The 13,670-nt window shown below is 53.1% G+C and carries 16 protein-coding genes; 10 read left to right on the top strand and 6 right to left on the bottom strand.

Annotated elements, in window-relative coordinates; genetic code table 11:
* Window positions 1-24: 24 nt before the first annotated feature.
* A complete protein-coding gene (locus tag RB620_RS01750; protein ID WP_308091783.1) occupies window positions 25-1,368 on the bottom strand; it encodes a lytic polysaccharide monooxygenase in 1,344 nt (447 codons plus the stop codon).
* Window positions 1,369-1,776: 408 nt separating this feature from the next.
* On the bottom strand, window positions 1,777-2,889 hold the full coding sequence (locus RB620_RS01745; protein ID WP_308091782.1) for a nitric oxide synthase oxygenase: 1,113 nt from the start codon (window positions 2,887-2,889) through the stop codon (window positions 1,777-1,779).
* A 210-nt stretch (window positions 2,890-3,099) separates the two neighbouring features.
* On the opposite strand from RB620_RS01745, the gene RB620_RS01740 reads away from it, so the two are divergent.
* Window positions 3,100-4,167, top strand: a complete 1,068-nt coding sequence (locus tag RB620_RS01740; RefSeq protein WP_308091781.1) for an oxidoreductase — start codon at window positions 3,100-3,102, stop codon at window positions 4,165-4,167.
* Window positions 4,161-5,015 (top strand): sugar phosphate isomerase/epimerase family protein, encoded by an 855-nt coding sequence (locus RB620_RS01735; protein WP_308091780.1) that lies wholly within the window; start codon window positions 4,161-4,163, stop codon window positions 5,013-5,015. Before RB620_RS01740 ends, RB620_RS01735 begins: the two co-directional genes overlap by 7 nt.
* A gap of 71 nt (window positions 5,016-5,086) precedes the next feature.
* On the opposite strand, the gene RB620_RS01730 is transcribed toward RB620_RS01735, so the two are convergent.
* Together RB620_RS01730 and RB620_RS01725 are read right to left on the bottom strand one after the other, a co-directional pair.
* Window positions 5,087-5,326, bottom strand: a complete 240-nt coding sequence (locus RB620_RS01730) for a hypothetical protein (protein ID WP_308091779.1) — start codon at window positions 5,324-5,326, stop codon at window positions 5,087-5,089.
* Complete coding sequence (locus tag RB620_RS01725) at window positions 5,323-6,348, bottom strand: serine hydrolase domain-containing protein (RefSeq protein WP_308091778.1); 1,026 nt, start codon at window positions 6,346-6,348, stop codon at window positions 5,323-5,325. The genes RB620_RS01730 and RB620_RS01725 overlap by 4 nt, the downstream gene beginning before the upstream one ends.
* A gap of 140 nt (window positions 6,349-6,488) precedes the next feature.
* Here RB620_RS01725 and RB620_RS01720 point away from each other — a divergent pair, with 140 nt between their 5' ends.
* The 4 genes from RB620_RS01720 (at window position 6,489) to RB620_RS01705 (ending at window position 8,385) form a co-directional block, all read left to right on the top strand.
* Window positions 6,489-6,812 (top strand): MerR family transcriptional regulator, encoded by a 324-nt coding sequence (locus tag RB620_RS01720; RefSeq protein WP_374121345.1) that lies wholly within the window; start codon window positions 6,489-6,491, stop codon window positions 6,810-6,812.
* Window positions 6,809-7,264 carry an SRPBCC family protein gene (locus RB620_RS01715; protein ID WP_308091777.1) on the top strand — a complete coding sequence of 152 codons (456 nt, stop codon included), beginning with the start codon at window positions 6,809-6,811 and terminating at the stop codon, window positions 7,262-7,264. The genes RB620_RS01720 and RB620_RS01715 overlap by 4 nt, the downstream gene beginning before the upstream one ends.
* 16 nt (window positions 7,265-7,280) lie before the next feature.
* The gene (locus RB620_RS01710) at window positions 7,281-7,841 is read left to right on the top strand and encodes an AAA family ATPase (RefSeq protein ID WP_308091776.1); all 561 of its coding nucleotides are present in this window, start codon (window positions 7,281-7,283) and stop codon (window positions 7,839-7,841) included.
* A 121-nt stretch (window positions 7,842-7,962) separates the two neighbouring features.
* A complete protein-coding gene (locus RB620_RS01705) occupies window positions 7,963-8,385 on the top strand; it encodes a VOC family protein (RefSeq protein WP_308091775.1) in 423 nt (140 codons plus the stop codon).
* 85 nt (window positions 8,386-8,470) lie between these two features.
* Here RB620_RS01705 and RB620_RS01700 read toward each other — a convergent pair whose 3' ends face one another.
* Together RB620_RS01700 and RB620_RS01695 are read right to left on the bottom strand one after the other, a co-directional pair.
* Window positions 8,471-8,980, bottom strand: a complete 510-nt coding sequence (locus RB620_RS01700) for an SRPBCC domain-containing protein (RefSeq protein ID WP_308091774.1) — start codon at window positions 8,978-8,980, stop codon at window positions 8,471-8,473.
* A 24-nt stretch (window positions 8,981-9,004) separates the two neighbouring features.
* Window positions 9,005-9,328 carry an ArsR/SmtB family transcription factor gene (locus tag RB620_RS01695; RefSeq protein ID WP_308091773.1) on the bottom strand — a complete coding sequence of 108 codons (324 nt, stop codon included), beginning with the start codon at window positions 9,326-9,328 and terminating at the stop codon, window positions 9,005-9,007.
* 293 nt (window positions 9,329-9,621) lie between these two features.
* Between RB620_RS01695 and RB620_RS01690 the strand changes: the two genes are divergently transcribed.
* Genes RB620_RS01690 through RB620_RS01675 form a run of 4 tightly spaced genes read left to right on the top strand, consistent with a single transcriptional unit; the run spans window position 9,622 to window position 13,641 of the window.
* Window positions 9,622-11,184, top strand: coding sequence for a spore germination protein (locus RB620_RS01690; RefSeq protein ID WP_308091772.1), 1,563 nt, complete (start codon window positions 9,622-9,624; stop codon window positions 11,182-11,184).
* Between the two features lie 6 nt (window positions 11,185-11,190).
* The gene (locus tag RB620_RS01685) at window positions 11,191-12,300 is read left to right on the top strand and encodes a GerAB/ArcD/ProY family transporter (protein WP_308091771.1); all 1,110 of its coding nucleotides are present in this window, start codon (window positions 11,191-11,193) and stop codon (window positions 12,298-12,300) included.
* Window positions 12,293-13,483 carry a Ger(x)C family spore germination protein gene (locus tag RB620_RS01680; protein WP_308091770.1) on the top strand — a complete coding sequence of 397 codons (1,191 nt, stop codon included), beginning with the start codon at window positions 12,293-12,295 and terminating at the stop codon, window positions 13,481-13,483. Before RB620_RS01685 ends, RB620_RS01680 begins: the two co-directional genes overlap by 8 nt.
* Before the next feature lie 11 nt (window positions 13,484-13,494).
* Window positions 13,495-13,641, top strand: a complete 147-nt coding sequence (locus RB620_RS01675; protein ID WP_308091769.1) for a hypothetical protein — start codon at window positions 13,495-13,497, stop codon at window positions 13,639-13,641.
* Window positions 13,642-13,670 lie beyond the last annotated feature (29 nt).

Here is a 13,670-nt window from a genome sequence, read left to right as displayed (position 1 = left end):
GATTCGATTGATATAAGGATTACGTTAGACGGGGAGCCATAACGCAAGCACGTTCGGCGGCTCCCAACCCGACAACGAGGTATGGGTTTGCCTGCATTCGTAGATGGCGCCATTGTAGGAGACACGCGTTCCCACCGTATACAGAACGCCTGGTGCCCATGGCGCTTCGGCCGGAGGAGCGGCTGTCGTACCGCTAATGTTGCTGGCAGCCGACGTATTGCCCGCGGCATCGAACGCCACGACGCTGAAGGCGTACGTGGTTGAAGGCGATAACCCGGTTACCGTATAGCTGGTCGTCGTGGAAGATACGGTTGCAACCAGCGTTGTGCCGCGATAAATGCGATATCCGCTTACGCCGACGTTATCCGTGGACGGACTCCACATGAGCATTATGCTTGTAGAAGTCGGAGCGCCCATAACATGCAAACCCGGAGGCGCGGAAGGCGCTTGCGTATCGACCACGATTTGGCCGGTCGTGACGTTCACGGTATTGCTGGCCGTCGATTCGTTGCCGGCCGCGTCTATCGCGGTTACTTTGAAGGCGTAAGAAGTCGATGAGGTCAGTCCGGTTAACGTATGGCTCGTCGAGGTCGCGGGAACCGTGACGAGATGCGAGCTGCCGTTGTATATTTTGTAACCGGTAACTGCCGTATTGTCCGTCGAACCGCTCCAAGCAAGCGTAGCGCTTGTCGTGCCGACGTTGGAAGCAGCGAGATTGGACGGAGCGGTCGGCGCTGTCGTGTCCGCAGGTCCAGTCGGGAATTGAACGTCGATGGCATTGTAGAAGGCATTAGCCGTGTTGTCGACGTCCCATACGGCCAGGATGACATGATAACCGGTCCGGCTTGGCACGTTGCAATCATGGGAGTATGTCATCGGAGGCTGCGCGCCGTTGTACGTTTGCGTACAGAATGGCGTCAGCTCGAACTGGTCGCGCGTTAGCGCGGAGTTCGGGTTCCAATTGGTTTTGGTGATAAAATAGCGGAAGCTCGTCGTAGCATGGTTAGCCGTGAACTTCCATGTGAACGTTCTCGTACCCGGGCTGATCTGAACTTTGCTCCAGCGCGTGTTGGATTGCTCGTCGAGCTTAGGGAATGCGCCGTTCGCGCTGGCGATTTTCCCGTCCGGGGGACCTGCTTGAGGGAATCCTTTGGTCGTCTCCAAGCTTTGAGGTTCGTAAATGATATTGCCGCAATCCGTGTTGACGCCTTGCTTGCAAAGAATAGAACGGCTGGCCGGAGAATCGACGTACCCGTGAGCGGAAGCGAATTCCGCGATAAGCAAGGAACAAGCAAGCAGAACGAACAAAACGCCGGTAGTCATGAGCAGGCGCATACCCAAGCTGCGAAGCGGTTGCGTGATAGCCATTACATAAATCCTCCCAATCGAATAATTAGTGGCCGACCCTACATTCATGTTTTCTCTGCCTGACGGTGAAGAACATTCCACTCCTTTCTTTCCAAGAATCGAGCGTTCCAGCGTGCGATACGAATCGTATCTAAGTAAGGCTGGATGGCGATCGCTTTGCGACTGACTCAGCTGCTTGTATATAAACTCGAATGAGTTTATACCGAAAGTGAAAGTACGGTGAGGTCACTCTTCAAGTTAGCGAATGGGAAAATCATACAATGAACTTTCGAGTCAAGTATAAGGGATGCGGATCAAACGCGGGAGGGGAATTATTAAAGTAATCAAAATTTCCCCCTCATTCCGAGCGTATTCATGATTGCCATAATCGAAAAAATGGTTTGAACGAAAAAAAGAAGCCCGTTGTTATCAAGGCTTCGCATCGTTTTGGTAATAGAATCTCGGAGAACGTTCATCGTCTTTGTAACGATTATGAAAAATAGGGGTCGTAGCCGGAGATAGCGGCGGGACTAGCCAGGACCATCGCCCTGTTGCTTCTCGTCCGCTCGATCTTTCGTTTTTTTCGAACCGTCCGAATTGCTGCGCCGCCGTATGGTGGTCGACGATGGTTACGCCGCTCTTCCGGTAAGAGTCCAGAACGGCGACGTTCAGCTCAACCAGCGCCCGGTCCTTCCATAACGTAAAGTCTCTCGCCGTCTCGAGTCCCATCGCATGGGCCATCGCGGGCAACAAGCCGTAACGCCGCTCGTCGGCCAAATTGCGGGCGCCGATCTCCGTCCCCATGTACCAGCCGTTGAACGGAGCTGCCGGATAATGAATGCCTCCGATCTCAAGTCCCATGTCGGAAACGATGGGAACGGCATACCACTTGATCCCGAGCTCGTCGAAAGCGGGATACTCGGGATGCCTGATCTGCACCTCGAGCAATAGGCTCTTCGGAATGTCGAACCAAACGGGTTCGCGGCCCGCGAGGTTGAATACAAGCGGCAGCACGTCAAACGGCGTTCCTTCTCCCCGCCATCCCAGTTCTAAGCAAACTCGGGTGAAAGCGAGCGAAGCAGGGTCTCCGATGATCGAGCCGTCTTCCGATTCGTAGCCGGCATACCTGATTAATTGATGATTCCATATTCGGTTGCCTCTGGCAGCGGTATCGTTCGCCGCTAAAGGAGCGAAAACGGTGATGAAAGGCCGGATCACCCCGCCGCCCGTCGCGGATTCGATATGGGAGAACAACGCTTCCGCCATGTCTGCTTCGGTCTGAACGCCGCGAGCGTCGACGACGGACAACGTATCCCAGAACAACCGGCCGATGCACTTGTTGCTGTTGCGCCAGGCGAGCTTAGCCCCATGCGTCAATTCATCGACGGTATGCTCGTAGGTACCGGTCGACGCCAACTGCTCTCGAACGGAGGCCAGTCTCATGTCGAGCTCAACCTCGCTTTTGCCAAGCTCGCGGTAACATAAGGTTATAAATTCGGAAGCATCCCGGTATTGGGGATGCGGATGCAAAACATGTTTCATCTGGCCGCTCCTAAGCATGCATTTTCTTGATATTAGTATAGCAAGCCCGGGTCCCGTACAATCGGCGGAGTTGTGACAATTTGTTTAGGAAAATTATTTCTGCCTGGTTTTTAAGCAGGTAAAAGGCATGACCGCTCTAGAATATAGGAGGAAGTATTACTATACTTGGTATAGCAAACTGCATCGAAGAAAAACAAGAAGAGGGAGAGGATGATTATGGGCGACACGCCGCTGAAGGTCGGATTAATCGGCTACGGCTTTGCCGGGCGCACCTTCCATGCCCCGGTCATATCCGCCGTGCCCGAGTTGCAATTGACGAAAGTGGTGGAACGCAGCTCGGAGAAATCGAAGGAGCGTTATCCCCACGTGGAAGTCGTTAGAGATGTCCAGTCTCTGTACGCGGATCCCGACATCGACTTGGTCGTCGTGACGACGCCGAGCACGGATCATTATTCGTTCGCGAAGGACGCGCTGCTGGCCGGCAAACACGTCATCGTCGAGAAGCCGTTCACGACGACAAGCGAAGAAGCTGATGAACTCGCGGTCCTTGCGAAGCAACAAGGCAAAGTGATCAGCGTCTTCCATAACCGGCGATGGGACGGCGATTATCAAACCGTCCGCCAAGTGCTGGGGCAAGGCTGGCTGGGCCGGATTAGCGAAGCGGAATTCCGCTGGGACCGCTATAGACCGGAAGTCACGGCGGGCAGATGGCGTGATGCGGGCGATCGGCTAGGGTCGGGCGTGTTCTACGATCTCGGCGTTCACTTGATCGATCAAGCGTTGTGCCTGTTCGGCAAGCCGAAGGCGATTTCGGCAGATATCCGTACGCAGCGAGACGGAGCCGGGGCGGATGACGCCTTCGAGGTGACGTTAAGTTATGCGGATCGCCTGAACGTAAGGCTTCGTTCTTCGCTTTTGGTCCGGCAGCCGGGGCCGCGTTATTCCCTTTACGGCACGACAGGTTCGTTCGTGAAGTACGGCGAAGATCCGCAAGAGGACATGCTTAAAGCCGGTCTTACTCCGCTCGATGCGGGATACGGCATCGAGCGCGAGGACCGCCATGGAACGCTCGACGCGAACATGGGCGGCTTGCGGTTCTCCGGCCAAATTCAAACGCTTCCCGGCGGTTATCATCATTACTTCCGCAACGTCGCCGAGCATATTCTCGGGCGCGCGGAATTGGAAGTGAAACCGGAGGAAGCAAGAGACGCCATCCGCTTGATTGAGCTCGGACTTGCGAGCAACAAAGAAAAAAGGACGGTGAATGTGGAATGGTAAACGACAAAGATCATTCGTCCCGGACGTTTCCGTTCAAGAGCGCGCTGAACGCTTCTACGCTGTTCCCGTACCGTCTCGGGCTCAAGGAGCAACTTCGCGTTGCCGCGGAAGCCGGATATGACGGTATCGAGATATGGGTTCGGGATATGGAAGATTACTTGGCTGGAGGGGAGTCGTTAGACTCGCTTCGATCCGAGATTCAAGGGTCGGGGCTTGAAGTGCCGAACGCGATCGCTTTCTTCCGGTGGGCGGATAACGATGCGGCCGTGCGAGAAGAGGCTCTCGAGCAGGCGAAAAACGAGATGGAGATGCTGGCGGCGATCGGCTGCATCGCCGTTGCCGCTCCGTCGTTCGGCGATGTCACAGGTGCTTCCGTTCATAAAATCGCGGAACGTTTCGCTGCGTTATCGGACCTTGGCGAAACAACGGGCGTGACGCCGTATCTGGAATTTTGGGGCAGGGCAAAGCGGCTGAGCAGGTTGGAGGAAACCATCGAGGTGCTCCTGGCTGCCGATAAGCCGAACGCAAAGCTCTTGCTCGATCCGTTCCATATGTATACCGGCGGCTCAGATCAGGAAACGTTAGCGACGCTGAGCAGCGAGCGGATCGGCATCGTGCATGCGAACGATTATGGCGCGATACCGCCAAGGGATACGATAGCCGATTCGGATCGCCTGTTTCCGGGCGACGGCATCGCCCCGCTGGCGCGGATGGCGCAGCTTCTTCACGCGGCCGGTTACAACGGGTACTTGTCGCTGGAGCTGTTCATGGAAGATTTCGACGGATTAAGCGCGTCGGAAGTCGCCTCGCTCGGATTGCGAAAGATGAAGGCGGCGTTCGCAATTTAAACCGATCTCTTCGCAAGCAAGGAGGCTGGGCGCGATCGCCCAGCCTCTTATCTATAGCTATGTTAGCGCGGTCACGACAATTGCGTTTTCTTCATCCCTAGGAACGACAGCTCGCCGAGATCGCTCCGCTTGAAGCCGTACTCCCATGCAATCCAAGCATCATGAAACCGATCAGCCGAGATCGGGTACATCCGGTGAAGCTCGCGATCGTTCCATACGAAGAACATGCCTTCCTGGTCCCGGTCAACCGCCGCCTTGCATCCGAATCCTTCGTAGACGCCGATATAGTCTACGAACTGTTCGTGCGTCATGGCATAGGCTGAGGGAATTCGGGTACGACGGATTCCTCGCCGAACACGAGCGCGGATAACGCGTCCGCTAGCTTCGTCGCAGGCACAAAATCGTAATTCGTCAGCACGATAATCGTTGTTTCTTCGTCCGGATACCGGTGAAGCTCGGTGCGGAAGCCGCGGTAGGCGCCGCCGTGATGGATGCGCCTTCGCCCGTGTTTCTCGTCCAGAAACCAGCCGAGTCCATAAGGGGCGCCTTCCTTCGCGAAGGCCTGCTCCAGCGTAGAACGGCTTACGAGCTTCGCCGTATCGAACGATTGTGCCCACGCGTGCAGGTCGTCAATCGTCGAATACATGCCGCCGGCCGAAAACACCGTGCTCATCTCGATGAATTCCATCGGTATCGGACCATTCTCCGATGCATGATACGCGGATGCCAAGTCTGGGATCAGGCTTCTGCCGTCGTTTACGCCGGTTCGGCTTAAGCCAAGAGGCTGTAGGATCCGGCTTGCGATAAAAGCGTCGAACGCCATGCCGCTCGCGGCTTCGATTACGAGGCCGAGCAAGAAGTATCCCGTATTGTTGTAGGCAAACTGCGCGCCGGGCTCGAAATCCATCGGTTTGCTCAGCAATAGACGCAGCGTCTCTTCCTTGGAGACCGGTTTTTTGTTCAGTCCTCCGTTGTACTCCGGCATGTTCGTAAAGTTCACTAATCCGGAGACGTGGTTCATGGCCTGCAAAATCGTAATCCGTGGAGCGGCGGCCAACTCGGGAATGTAACGGCTCAACTCGTCATCGAGCTTCAACTTGCCTTCCTCCGCCAGCATGGCAACGGAGAGCGCGGTGAACGATTTCGTGATCGACCAGATGCCGAACTTCGTTTCCGGCCGATTCGGCACGTCATGTTCCAGGCTGGCGTGCCCGTACGCTTCGCGAAATAATAGCTCTCCTTTGCGGGCGACGAGGATCGTGCCGCTGAAGGGCCATTTGGCCATATAGTCATCCATGTATTGTCGCAAAACGCGCAAGGTTGCAAGCTTCATGTTAATTCCTCCCTTAGAAGGTCATTCTATCATAGAAGGCGGTTATCGTGGAGAAAAGGGTTGACCATGCGGTGCGCCCCATGCTTTATAGTAGGTGAGAGGAGGGGGCAGCCATCTACCGTATCGGAGAATTCGCGGAAATGACGGGACTCAGCAAAGAAACGCTGCGGTACTACGAGGAAATCAAGCTACTCGAGCCAGTACGTATCGATCCCAAAAACAAATATCGCTACTACGACAACCACTCGTATTTGATCGCCCGGATATTGGTGCATCTTCGGATGTTTCAATTTACGATACAAGAGATGTTGGCCGCGGTTCACGAGAAATCGTTCGAGCAGTTGGAGTCGACGCTTCTGGAGAAACGAAGCGGGTTGGAGAAGGAGATCGCGAGATTGCAAGGGATCGTAAACAGCATAGACGAATTTATGGCAGTAGGATATGAGGAGGCGGACAAAACATGATCGAATGGCATCAGGAGAGAAACATATCGGTGAATATCGAGAAGATCTGGACGTTGTTCCAGCTCGAGAACATCCAGCGCATTATGCCGAACGTGGTGGAGATGAAAGTTCTCGAGAAGAAGCCGGGTGTCGTCGGTTCGACGTACGAGCAGAAATACAAGGAAGGCAAACGGGTCGAAACGTATATCGTCGAGGACCTCGCCTATGAGAATACGGAAACGCTCAAGCACAATCGGATCGGATTTACGCTGGCGAAGGCGTTCGAGATAGAGGCTGCGTTTACGCTGAAAAAAGTGGATGAGCAGAATACGTTGTTTATTTATGAAGGCCACAACCGAGGCGTTAACTTCCTTGGAAAAGTGCTTCTGAAGATGGGCGGCCAGAAGAACAACGAAAAAGTCGTCACCGACTTTATGGATTTGGTAGAGAAAGAAGCGAAGCTTGTCACTTGAGAGGGAGGCGCTCCGATTGAAATTCGTCCTGCTATTCGGCCCGCAAGCGGTTGGCAAAATGACCGTCGGGCAGCAGCTTGAGCGGCTGACCGGGCTAAAGCTTTTCCATAACCATATGACAATCGAGCTCGTTTCTCCATTCTTCAGCTACGGTTCCCCTCAAGGCAAACGGTTAGTGAATTTGTTCCGACAGGAAATATTCGAGGAAGTATCGAAAAGCGATTTGGATGGGTTGATCTTTACCTATGTGTGGGCGTTCGACCTGCAGTCGGATTGGGATTACGTGCGAAGCGTATGCGATTTATTCGAATCCAGGGGCGCGACCGTCTACTTCGTCGAGCTGGAGGCGGAAATGGAGGAGCGGTTGGAGAGAAACCGCAGCGAGCACCGGCTCCTGCACAAGGCGACCAAACGGGATATCGCGTTTTCGGAAAATGACCTCATCAAGACGGCGGAGCGATACCGTCTTAACTCTCTCGAAGGCGAAATTGAATCTGAACGTTACCTCAGAATCAACAACACGAATCTGTCGCCGGAAGAGACAGCAGAGCGGATCAAGAGCTATTTCGGACTGTGAATTCGCCGAACGGGGATTAACGATTAATTATTTTTTTTAGACCAGATTCCGTTGGAATTCATCCGTTCCCGTATGCTATACTTTCCTAGAAATCGAGGAAAAAAAAGGAGAGTTGAAACGAATGCCAGTTAACGTCTATATGAACTTCAACGGCAACACCCGCGAAGCGATCGAGTTTTATGCGGAATCCTTTGGGGTGGACATGCCCAAAATCATGACGTTCGGCGAATCGCCGTCCGACCCGAACTACCCGTTGCCGGAGGAAGCCAAAAACATGGTCATGCATTCCCGCATGGACATTATGGGAAGCAACGTGATGTTCTCCGACGTGTTCCCGGGCATGCCGTTTACTTTAGGAAACAACATCACTCTTGCTTTAATTACGGATGACCGCGATGCGCTCCAATCCGCGTTCAACCGTTTGAAGGAAGGCGGCAAAGTGGTCATGGAGCTCCAGGAGACGTTCTGGGCACCGCTCTACGGCAGCATTGAAGATAAATTCGGCGTCCATTGGCAATTTAATCTGGGCATGGGCGAATTTTAAAACATATACGTGCAGCAAAAAAAGCCGATCAAGGTTTTCCTTGACCGGCTTTTTCGTTTGAAAGGTTCGCAGAAGGGCGTACGATTTATTGAATGTTTTGCAGGTGCTCACCCAGGCGATCCCAAGTTTCCTTGATACCTTGTTCCATACCCATGTCAAGGACGGCTTGCAGCGCTTCTGCAGTGTCGTATTTGGTGATGCTGATCAGCTTCGTCTTGCCTTCGAAGCTTTCGAACAGTATCGTGCACTCCGCTGCAGGCATTTCCTGCGAAACGTTGCCCTCCGCGTCGGAGAAGTGGTCGACGTAAACGAACTTCTCTCCATCGACGATTTCCTTGTAAATCCCCTTGCCCCAGGATTCCATGCCGAAGAAATCGCCTTGATCCTTGTCTTCGCATTTCATGCAATAATGCCATACGCCGCCTGGGCGGAAGTCCACCTTGCATACGGTTACGGCCCAGCCGCGCGGTCCCCACCATTGTTTCAGATGCTCCGCTTGGGTGAATACTTGGAAGACGAGCTCCGGAGGCGCATCGAATACGCGCTCCAGTGTAAGTACGTTACCTTCTACTTTGGTTACCATTGCATTTGCCATTGATAATTCCTCCTTGAGTATGGTTTATTCGTTCTGCTTCTCTTGCAGTTTCTTCAAGTAAACGTCTAAGTTGTCGTAGCGTTCGCTCCAGATGCGTCGGTAGTTCTCGAGCCAAGCGTCAAGCCGGCGGAGGGGGTCGACCCGCAATCCGTAGTGGCGTCGGTTCGCGTCGGCGTGAACCTCGACAAGTCCGGCTTCGAGCAGGACGCGCAGATGTTTGGAAGCTTGCGGCTGGCGAAGCTGCAGCCGATCCGCAATGTCTCCTACCGTAAGAGGTCCGGAGGCAAGCAGCTCTACAATGCGCAACCTGTTCGGCTCGGAGAGAGCGCTGAAGGTCGCTGTGTCCATCGTTTGCCGCACTTCCTTTCCTTACCGCCCGGCCGTCTGCCGTTCCCGTGATCTAAATATACCCTATTGGGAATATTCTCGTCAAGGAATATTTATAAAAAATTTGACCGCAGCGAAATATGGATTCCGATCAAGAAAAACGGGTAAACGGGAGGGGATGCCGACAAGGCATCTCTTCTTTTTCTTTTTGCGGAGAATTGTCGAATGATAGGCGAGAACCTCGGTTTTTGTTGTTTCAAACAAGGCATCTTGGGCAATAACTGAGAGTAATCCAGAAAAGGCGGTGGGTCCGCGTGAAGAATAGCTCGTATAGGCTTCGCAATCAGGCGGTCCGTTCGGGCAGCCATTCAGCCGAAAAGGATGATATGCCGCTATCCGCCGACTTGCAAAGCAACGTTGATTACATCCACTTTCGTCTACATACGCCCGGCGATCTGATTACGAAGGAAATCGAGCTGGGCCGAACCGGATTCCGATGCATTCTCATGAATCTGGACGGCATGATCGACAAAAACCTGGTGCACGATCATTTGATGAAACCCATCATCGCGTTCGGCAAAAGCGAAGAGGCGAAGGGCATACAAGACGCAAAGACGTTCATCGAAACGTTAAAAGATGAAGTTCTGCCGCTGGAAGGCGTTCAATCCGTTTTTATGAGGAAGGATGCCATCCACTCGATTCTATCGGGAAATACCTGCTTGCTGCTCGACGGAACGGAGCATGTGCTCGTCATCGGAAGCTGCGGGTGGATGCGACGCCAGATCGAAGAGCCGCAGACGGAATCGTTGATCCGCGGACCGAAGGATGGCTTTACCGAGGACATTCGGACGAATAGCTCGCTTATTCGGCGGAGAATCAAGGATCCGTCGCTTCGGCTTGATTCCTATATGATCGGGGAACGTTCGAAACAAGAAGTCATGGTTGCGTACGTCGACGGAATCGTTAATCCGAAGCTCGTAGCTGAAGTGAAACGCAGGTTGCTTACGATCGACGTCGACGACGTGGAGGGCTCCGGCTTCATCGAGCAGTGGATCGCGGACAGCTTCCTATCGCCTTTCCCGCAAATCATGGATACGGAGAGGCCGGACAAATTTGCCGCCTCGCTCATGCAAGGCAAAGTAGGCCTCATTGTCGACGGGACTCCGTTTCAGTTGGTTATGCCGATCACGATCTCTTCCGCGTTTAATTCACCGGAGGATTATTACCAGCACTGGCTTATTTCCAGCTTGATTCGCACCCTACGGTTTATTTCCGCGTTCGTCGCGACGTTCCTGCCCGGATTCTACATTGCGCTCGCGGAGTACCATCATGGCATGATTCCATCGAATATCGCCTTCTCGATCGCGTCCGCACGGGAAGGGGTACCGTTCCCGGTGTTCATCGAAGCGCTGCTGATGGAAGGTACGCTGGAAATATTGCGCGAAGCCGGCGTGCGGCTTCCGAAACCGATCGGCCAAACGATCGGCATCGTCGGCGGCCTGGTCATCGGGGAAGCAGCCGTTGCGGCCGGCATCGTAAGCCCGGTCATGGTTATCGTCGTGGCGGTAACCGCCATTGCTTCCTTCACGCTGCCTTCCTATTCGTTCGGCATCGTGACCCGGATATTGCGTTTTATCATTATGCTCGCGGCTTCCGTATTGGGATTATTCGGCGTTATTCTGGCTTTCCTGGTCATTTGCATCCATTTGGTCAATTTAAAGAGCTTCGGCGTTCCGTATCTCACGCCGATCTCGCCGATGTTCCCGTCCGACTGGAAGGATCTCATCCTGCGGGCGCCAGTAACGTTCCTGCGCAAGAGGCCGCAAATGATGCAGACGGAAGACAAGAACAAGATGAGCGAACGAAGAAGGAGGTGATCTTCCATGAGCTTGAGGAATTGGGAATATGGCGACGATCGTATCGGGCAGAAGGAAATTGTTTTTACGATGACCTCGCTCATCATAGGGGTTGGGATATTGACACTTCCAAGAGCCGTGGCGAAAGCGACGAACTCATCGGACGGATGGATATCGATATTATTGGCTGGCGCAGCGACCTTGCTGCTCGCATGGCTGGCCGCAAAGCTGGCTACGAAGTTTCACAACCGAACGTTTCTTGAATTTGTATCCGACGTGACGGGCAGGCCGGTAGCTTTCGGCGTAGCCTTATTTTATTTCCTCTATTATTTGACGTTTTCGGCGTACATCTCCCGATCCGTAGCCGAGCTCGCCAAACAATTCCTGTTCGAGCGCACGCCGATCGAGATCATCTCGCTCAGCTATATGCTCGTCGTTATATACGCCGTGTCCGGCTCCCGGACGGGGCTCGTTCGTCTCGCAGTCATGTTTGTTCCGTTCGTCATGGTGATCACGGGTTTATTTTTGCTGCTTGGCATTAATTTGTTTCAATTCAACAAGCTGCTGCCGTTCTTCTCGGCCTCGTGGGGGGAAATCTTGAACGGCTCCAAGGAATCCGTTTTCTCTTTTCTCGGATTCGAAGCGGTATTGTTCTATGCCGGATTGATGCGCAAACCGGAGAAAGCGCCCAAGCTGTCCATGATAGCGGTCTTGATTGCTGTCGTTACTTACATATTCGTCTACATCTTTTCCATCGGCATCTTCTCGTACGAGGTCACGCAGAACATCATGTACCCGACGCTCGAGCTTGCCCGGGAAGTCAGCGTGCCAGGCGAATTTTTCGAGAGGCTGGAGTCGCTGTTTCTAATCTTCTGGCTCGTATCCACCTTCGCGACGACTTCGATCGCTCTTGACATGTCGGTCCAATCGATTCATCACGTGGTCAAAGTGAAGAAAAAAACGATGTTATATGTCATGGCACCGTCGATATATCTTGTATCCATGGTACCTCAAAATATCGTGCAATTATCAAATCTTGGCACAATCGTCAGTTACCTCGGCCTCTTGGGCGCGATCGCCATTCCTTTGTTCTTGTATGCCGTTGCCAAGATCCGGGAGGTAAGAGTGCATGAGTAAAAGGTTGGGATTGCTGCTTGCGCTTATTCTGTTCATGCTTCCGCTCACCGGCTGCTGGGACAGAATGGAGCTGGAGCAAAGGGGATTCGTCACCGGCATCGCGGTGGACGAAGGGACGACGCCTAAAGGCTCGAAACAGACGAAGGGCAAACAAACGTTCCGCGTCACGTTCCAGGAAGTCATTCCCGCCGGGCTGAAGCAGACCGGACAATCCGGAAGCTCGCTTGCCGGAGATTCTTACTTCAACATTGCGATGGAAGGGAACAGCATCTTGTCCGTCATCACGAAGATGTCCTCCATGACGAGTCGGACGCCTTTTTTCGAGCATTTGAAGATTGTCGTCATCTCTGAGAAGGTCGCGAGGACGAAATTGGGTTTCGCGAACGTACTCGATTACTTCCTGCGCAATAACGACGCCAGGCGCAGCGTCGCGATCATGATTGCCAAAGGCGACGCGAAACAGGTGCTCGATACGATGCCCCAAGGCGAGAAGACGCCGGTCATTTTCATCCAATCGATCTCCAAAAACCAAGACAGCTTCAGGATGGTGCCGGAAACGAGAATTGGCGACCTTCATGAATTTCTGTTAAAGAAACAAAGCTTCATCGTACAAAAGGTAACCGCAAACGAAAATTTTATTTCGCTGATCGGCGCCGCCGTCATGAACGGGGCGACTAACAATTTGTCGGGCTTCCTGGATGAGACGGAGACGGAGGGCTACAATTTTATCGCGGACGGCATCAAAAGCGGCGTCATTGAAGTGAATGTCGGAGATAATCTAGTCGTCTACAAAATCGATCATATCGATCGAAGCATCTATTCGGATATTAGCGATCCGAATCGCGTTCGGTTCACGATCGAACTGCATGTCGAAGGGAGCCTGCTCGAAGCTTACGAGCGCTTGAATTATTTGGATGACGCGGTTCTAAACGAAATTCAGGAAAATATCAAACAATCCATCAACAATTTGGTGGACCAAACGATCAACAAAGCTCATAAGCAATTGAAAAAGGATGTTCTCGGACTCGGAAATCATTTGGAAGAGCATCATCCGAAGTTTTGGAAAACCGTCTACGACGAATGGGATAATGGCATGAACTATTTCGCGCGCAGCGAAATCTCGGTCGTTGTCCGTCCCGAAATTAGGCGAATCGGTTCCATTAACAATAGCGAGCAAAGATAAGGAGCAGCAGCATGAGCACATTTAACCTCGGAGAGATCCCTTCCGTTTTTAGTTTTGTATGCGCGGCGTTAACGGTTCTCGTGCCGCTCGCGCTGAATTGGATCTTCAAGAAGGTGAAGGATAACGGCAGTCCCACCTGGTGGGAGAACGATGAGTAAATGGGAGAGACCCCCTCGTCGGCGCAGCC

The sequence above is a fragment of the Paenibacillus sp. LHD-117 genome, assembly GCF_030929555.1.
Lineage (GTDB): Bacteria > Bacillota > Bacilli > Paenibacillales > Paenibacillaceae > Pristimantibacillus.
This window is presented reverse-complemented; position numbering and strand designations above follow the sequence as displayed.

Bases quoted from the DNA above. Each gene is read 5' to 3' on its own strand.
- RB620_RS01750 (WP_308091783.1), bottom strand. From the start codon at position 1,368: ATGGCTATCACGCAACCGCTTCGCAGCTTGGGTATGCGCCTGCTCATG.
- RB620_RS01745 (WP_308091782.1), bottom strand. From the start codon at position 2,889: ATGAAACATGTTTTGCATCCGCATCCCCAATACCGGGATGCTTCCGAA.
- RB620_RS01740 (WP_308091781.1), top strand. From the start codon at position 3,100: ATGATTATGGGCGACACGCCGCTGAAGGTCGGATTAATCGGCTACGGC.
- RB620_RS01735 (WP_308091780.1), top strand. From the start codon at position 4,161: ATGGTAAACGACAAAGATCATTCGTCCCGGACGTTTCCGTTCAAGAGC.
- RB620_RS01730 (WP_308091779.1), bottom strand. From the start codon at position 5,326: ATGACGCACGAACAGTTCGTAGACTATATCGGCGTCTACGAAGGATTC.
- RB620_RS01725 (WP_308091778.1), bottom strand. From the start codon at position 6,348: ATGAAGCTTGCAACCTTGCGCGTTTTGCGACAATACATGGATGACTAT.
- RB620_RS01720 (WP_374121345.1), top strand. From the start codon at position 6,489: ATGACGGGACTCAGCAAAGAAACGCTGCGGTACTACGAGGAAATCAAG.
- RB620_RS01715 (WP_308091777.1), top strand. From the start codon at position 6,809: ATGATCGAATGGCATCAGGAGAGAAACATATCGGTGAATATCGAGAAG.
- RB620_RS01705 (WP_308091775.1), top strand. From the start codon at position 7,963: ATGCCAGTTAACGTCTATATGAACTTCAACGGCAACACCCGCGAAGCG.
- RB620_RS01700 (WP_308091774.1), bottom strand. From the start codon at position 8,980: ATGGCAAATGCAATGGTAACCAAAGTAGAAGGTAACGTACTTACACTG.
- RB620_RS01695 (WP_308091773.1), bottom strand. From the start codon at position 9,328: ATGGACACAGCGACCTTCAGCGCTCTCTCCGAGCCGAACAGGTTGCGC.
- RB620_RS01685 (WP_308091771.1), top strand. From the start codon at position 11,191: ATGAGCTTGAGGAATTGGGAATATGGCGACGATCGTATCGGGCAGAAG.
- RB620_RS01680 (WP_308091770.1), top strand. From the start codon at position 12,293: ATGAGTAAAAGGTTGGGATTGCTGCTTGCGCTTATTCTGTTCATGCTT.
- RB620_RS01675 (WP_308091769.1), top strand. From the start codon at position 13,495: ATGAGCACATTTAACCTCGGAGAGATCCCTTCCGTTTTTAGTTTTGTA.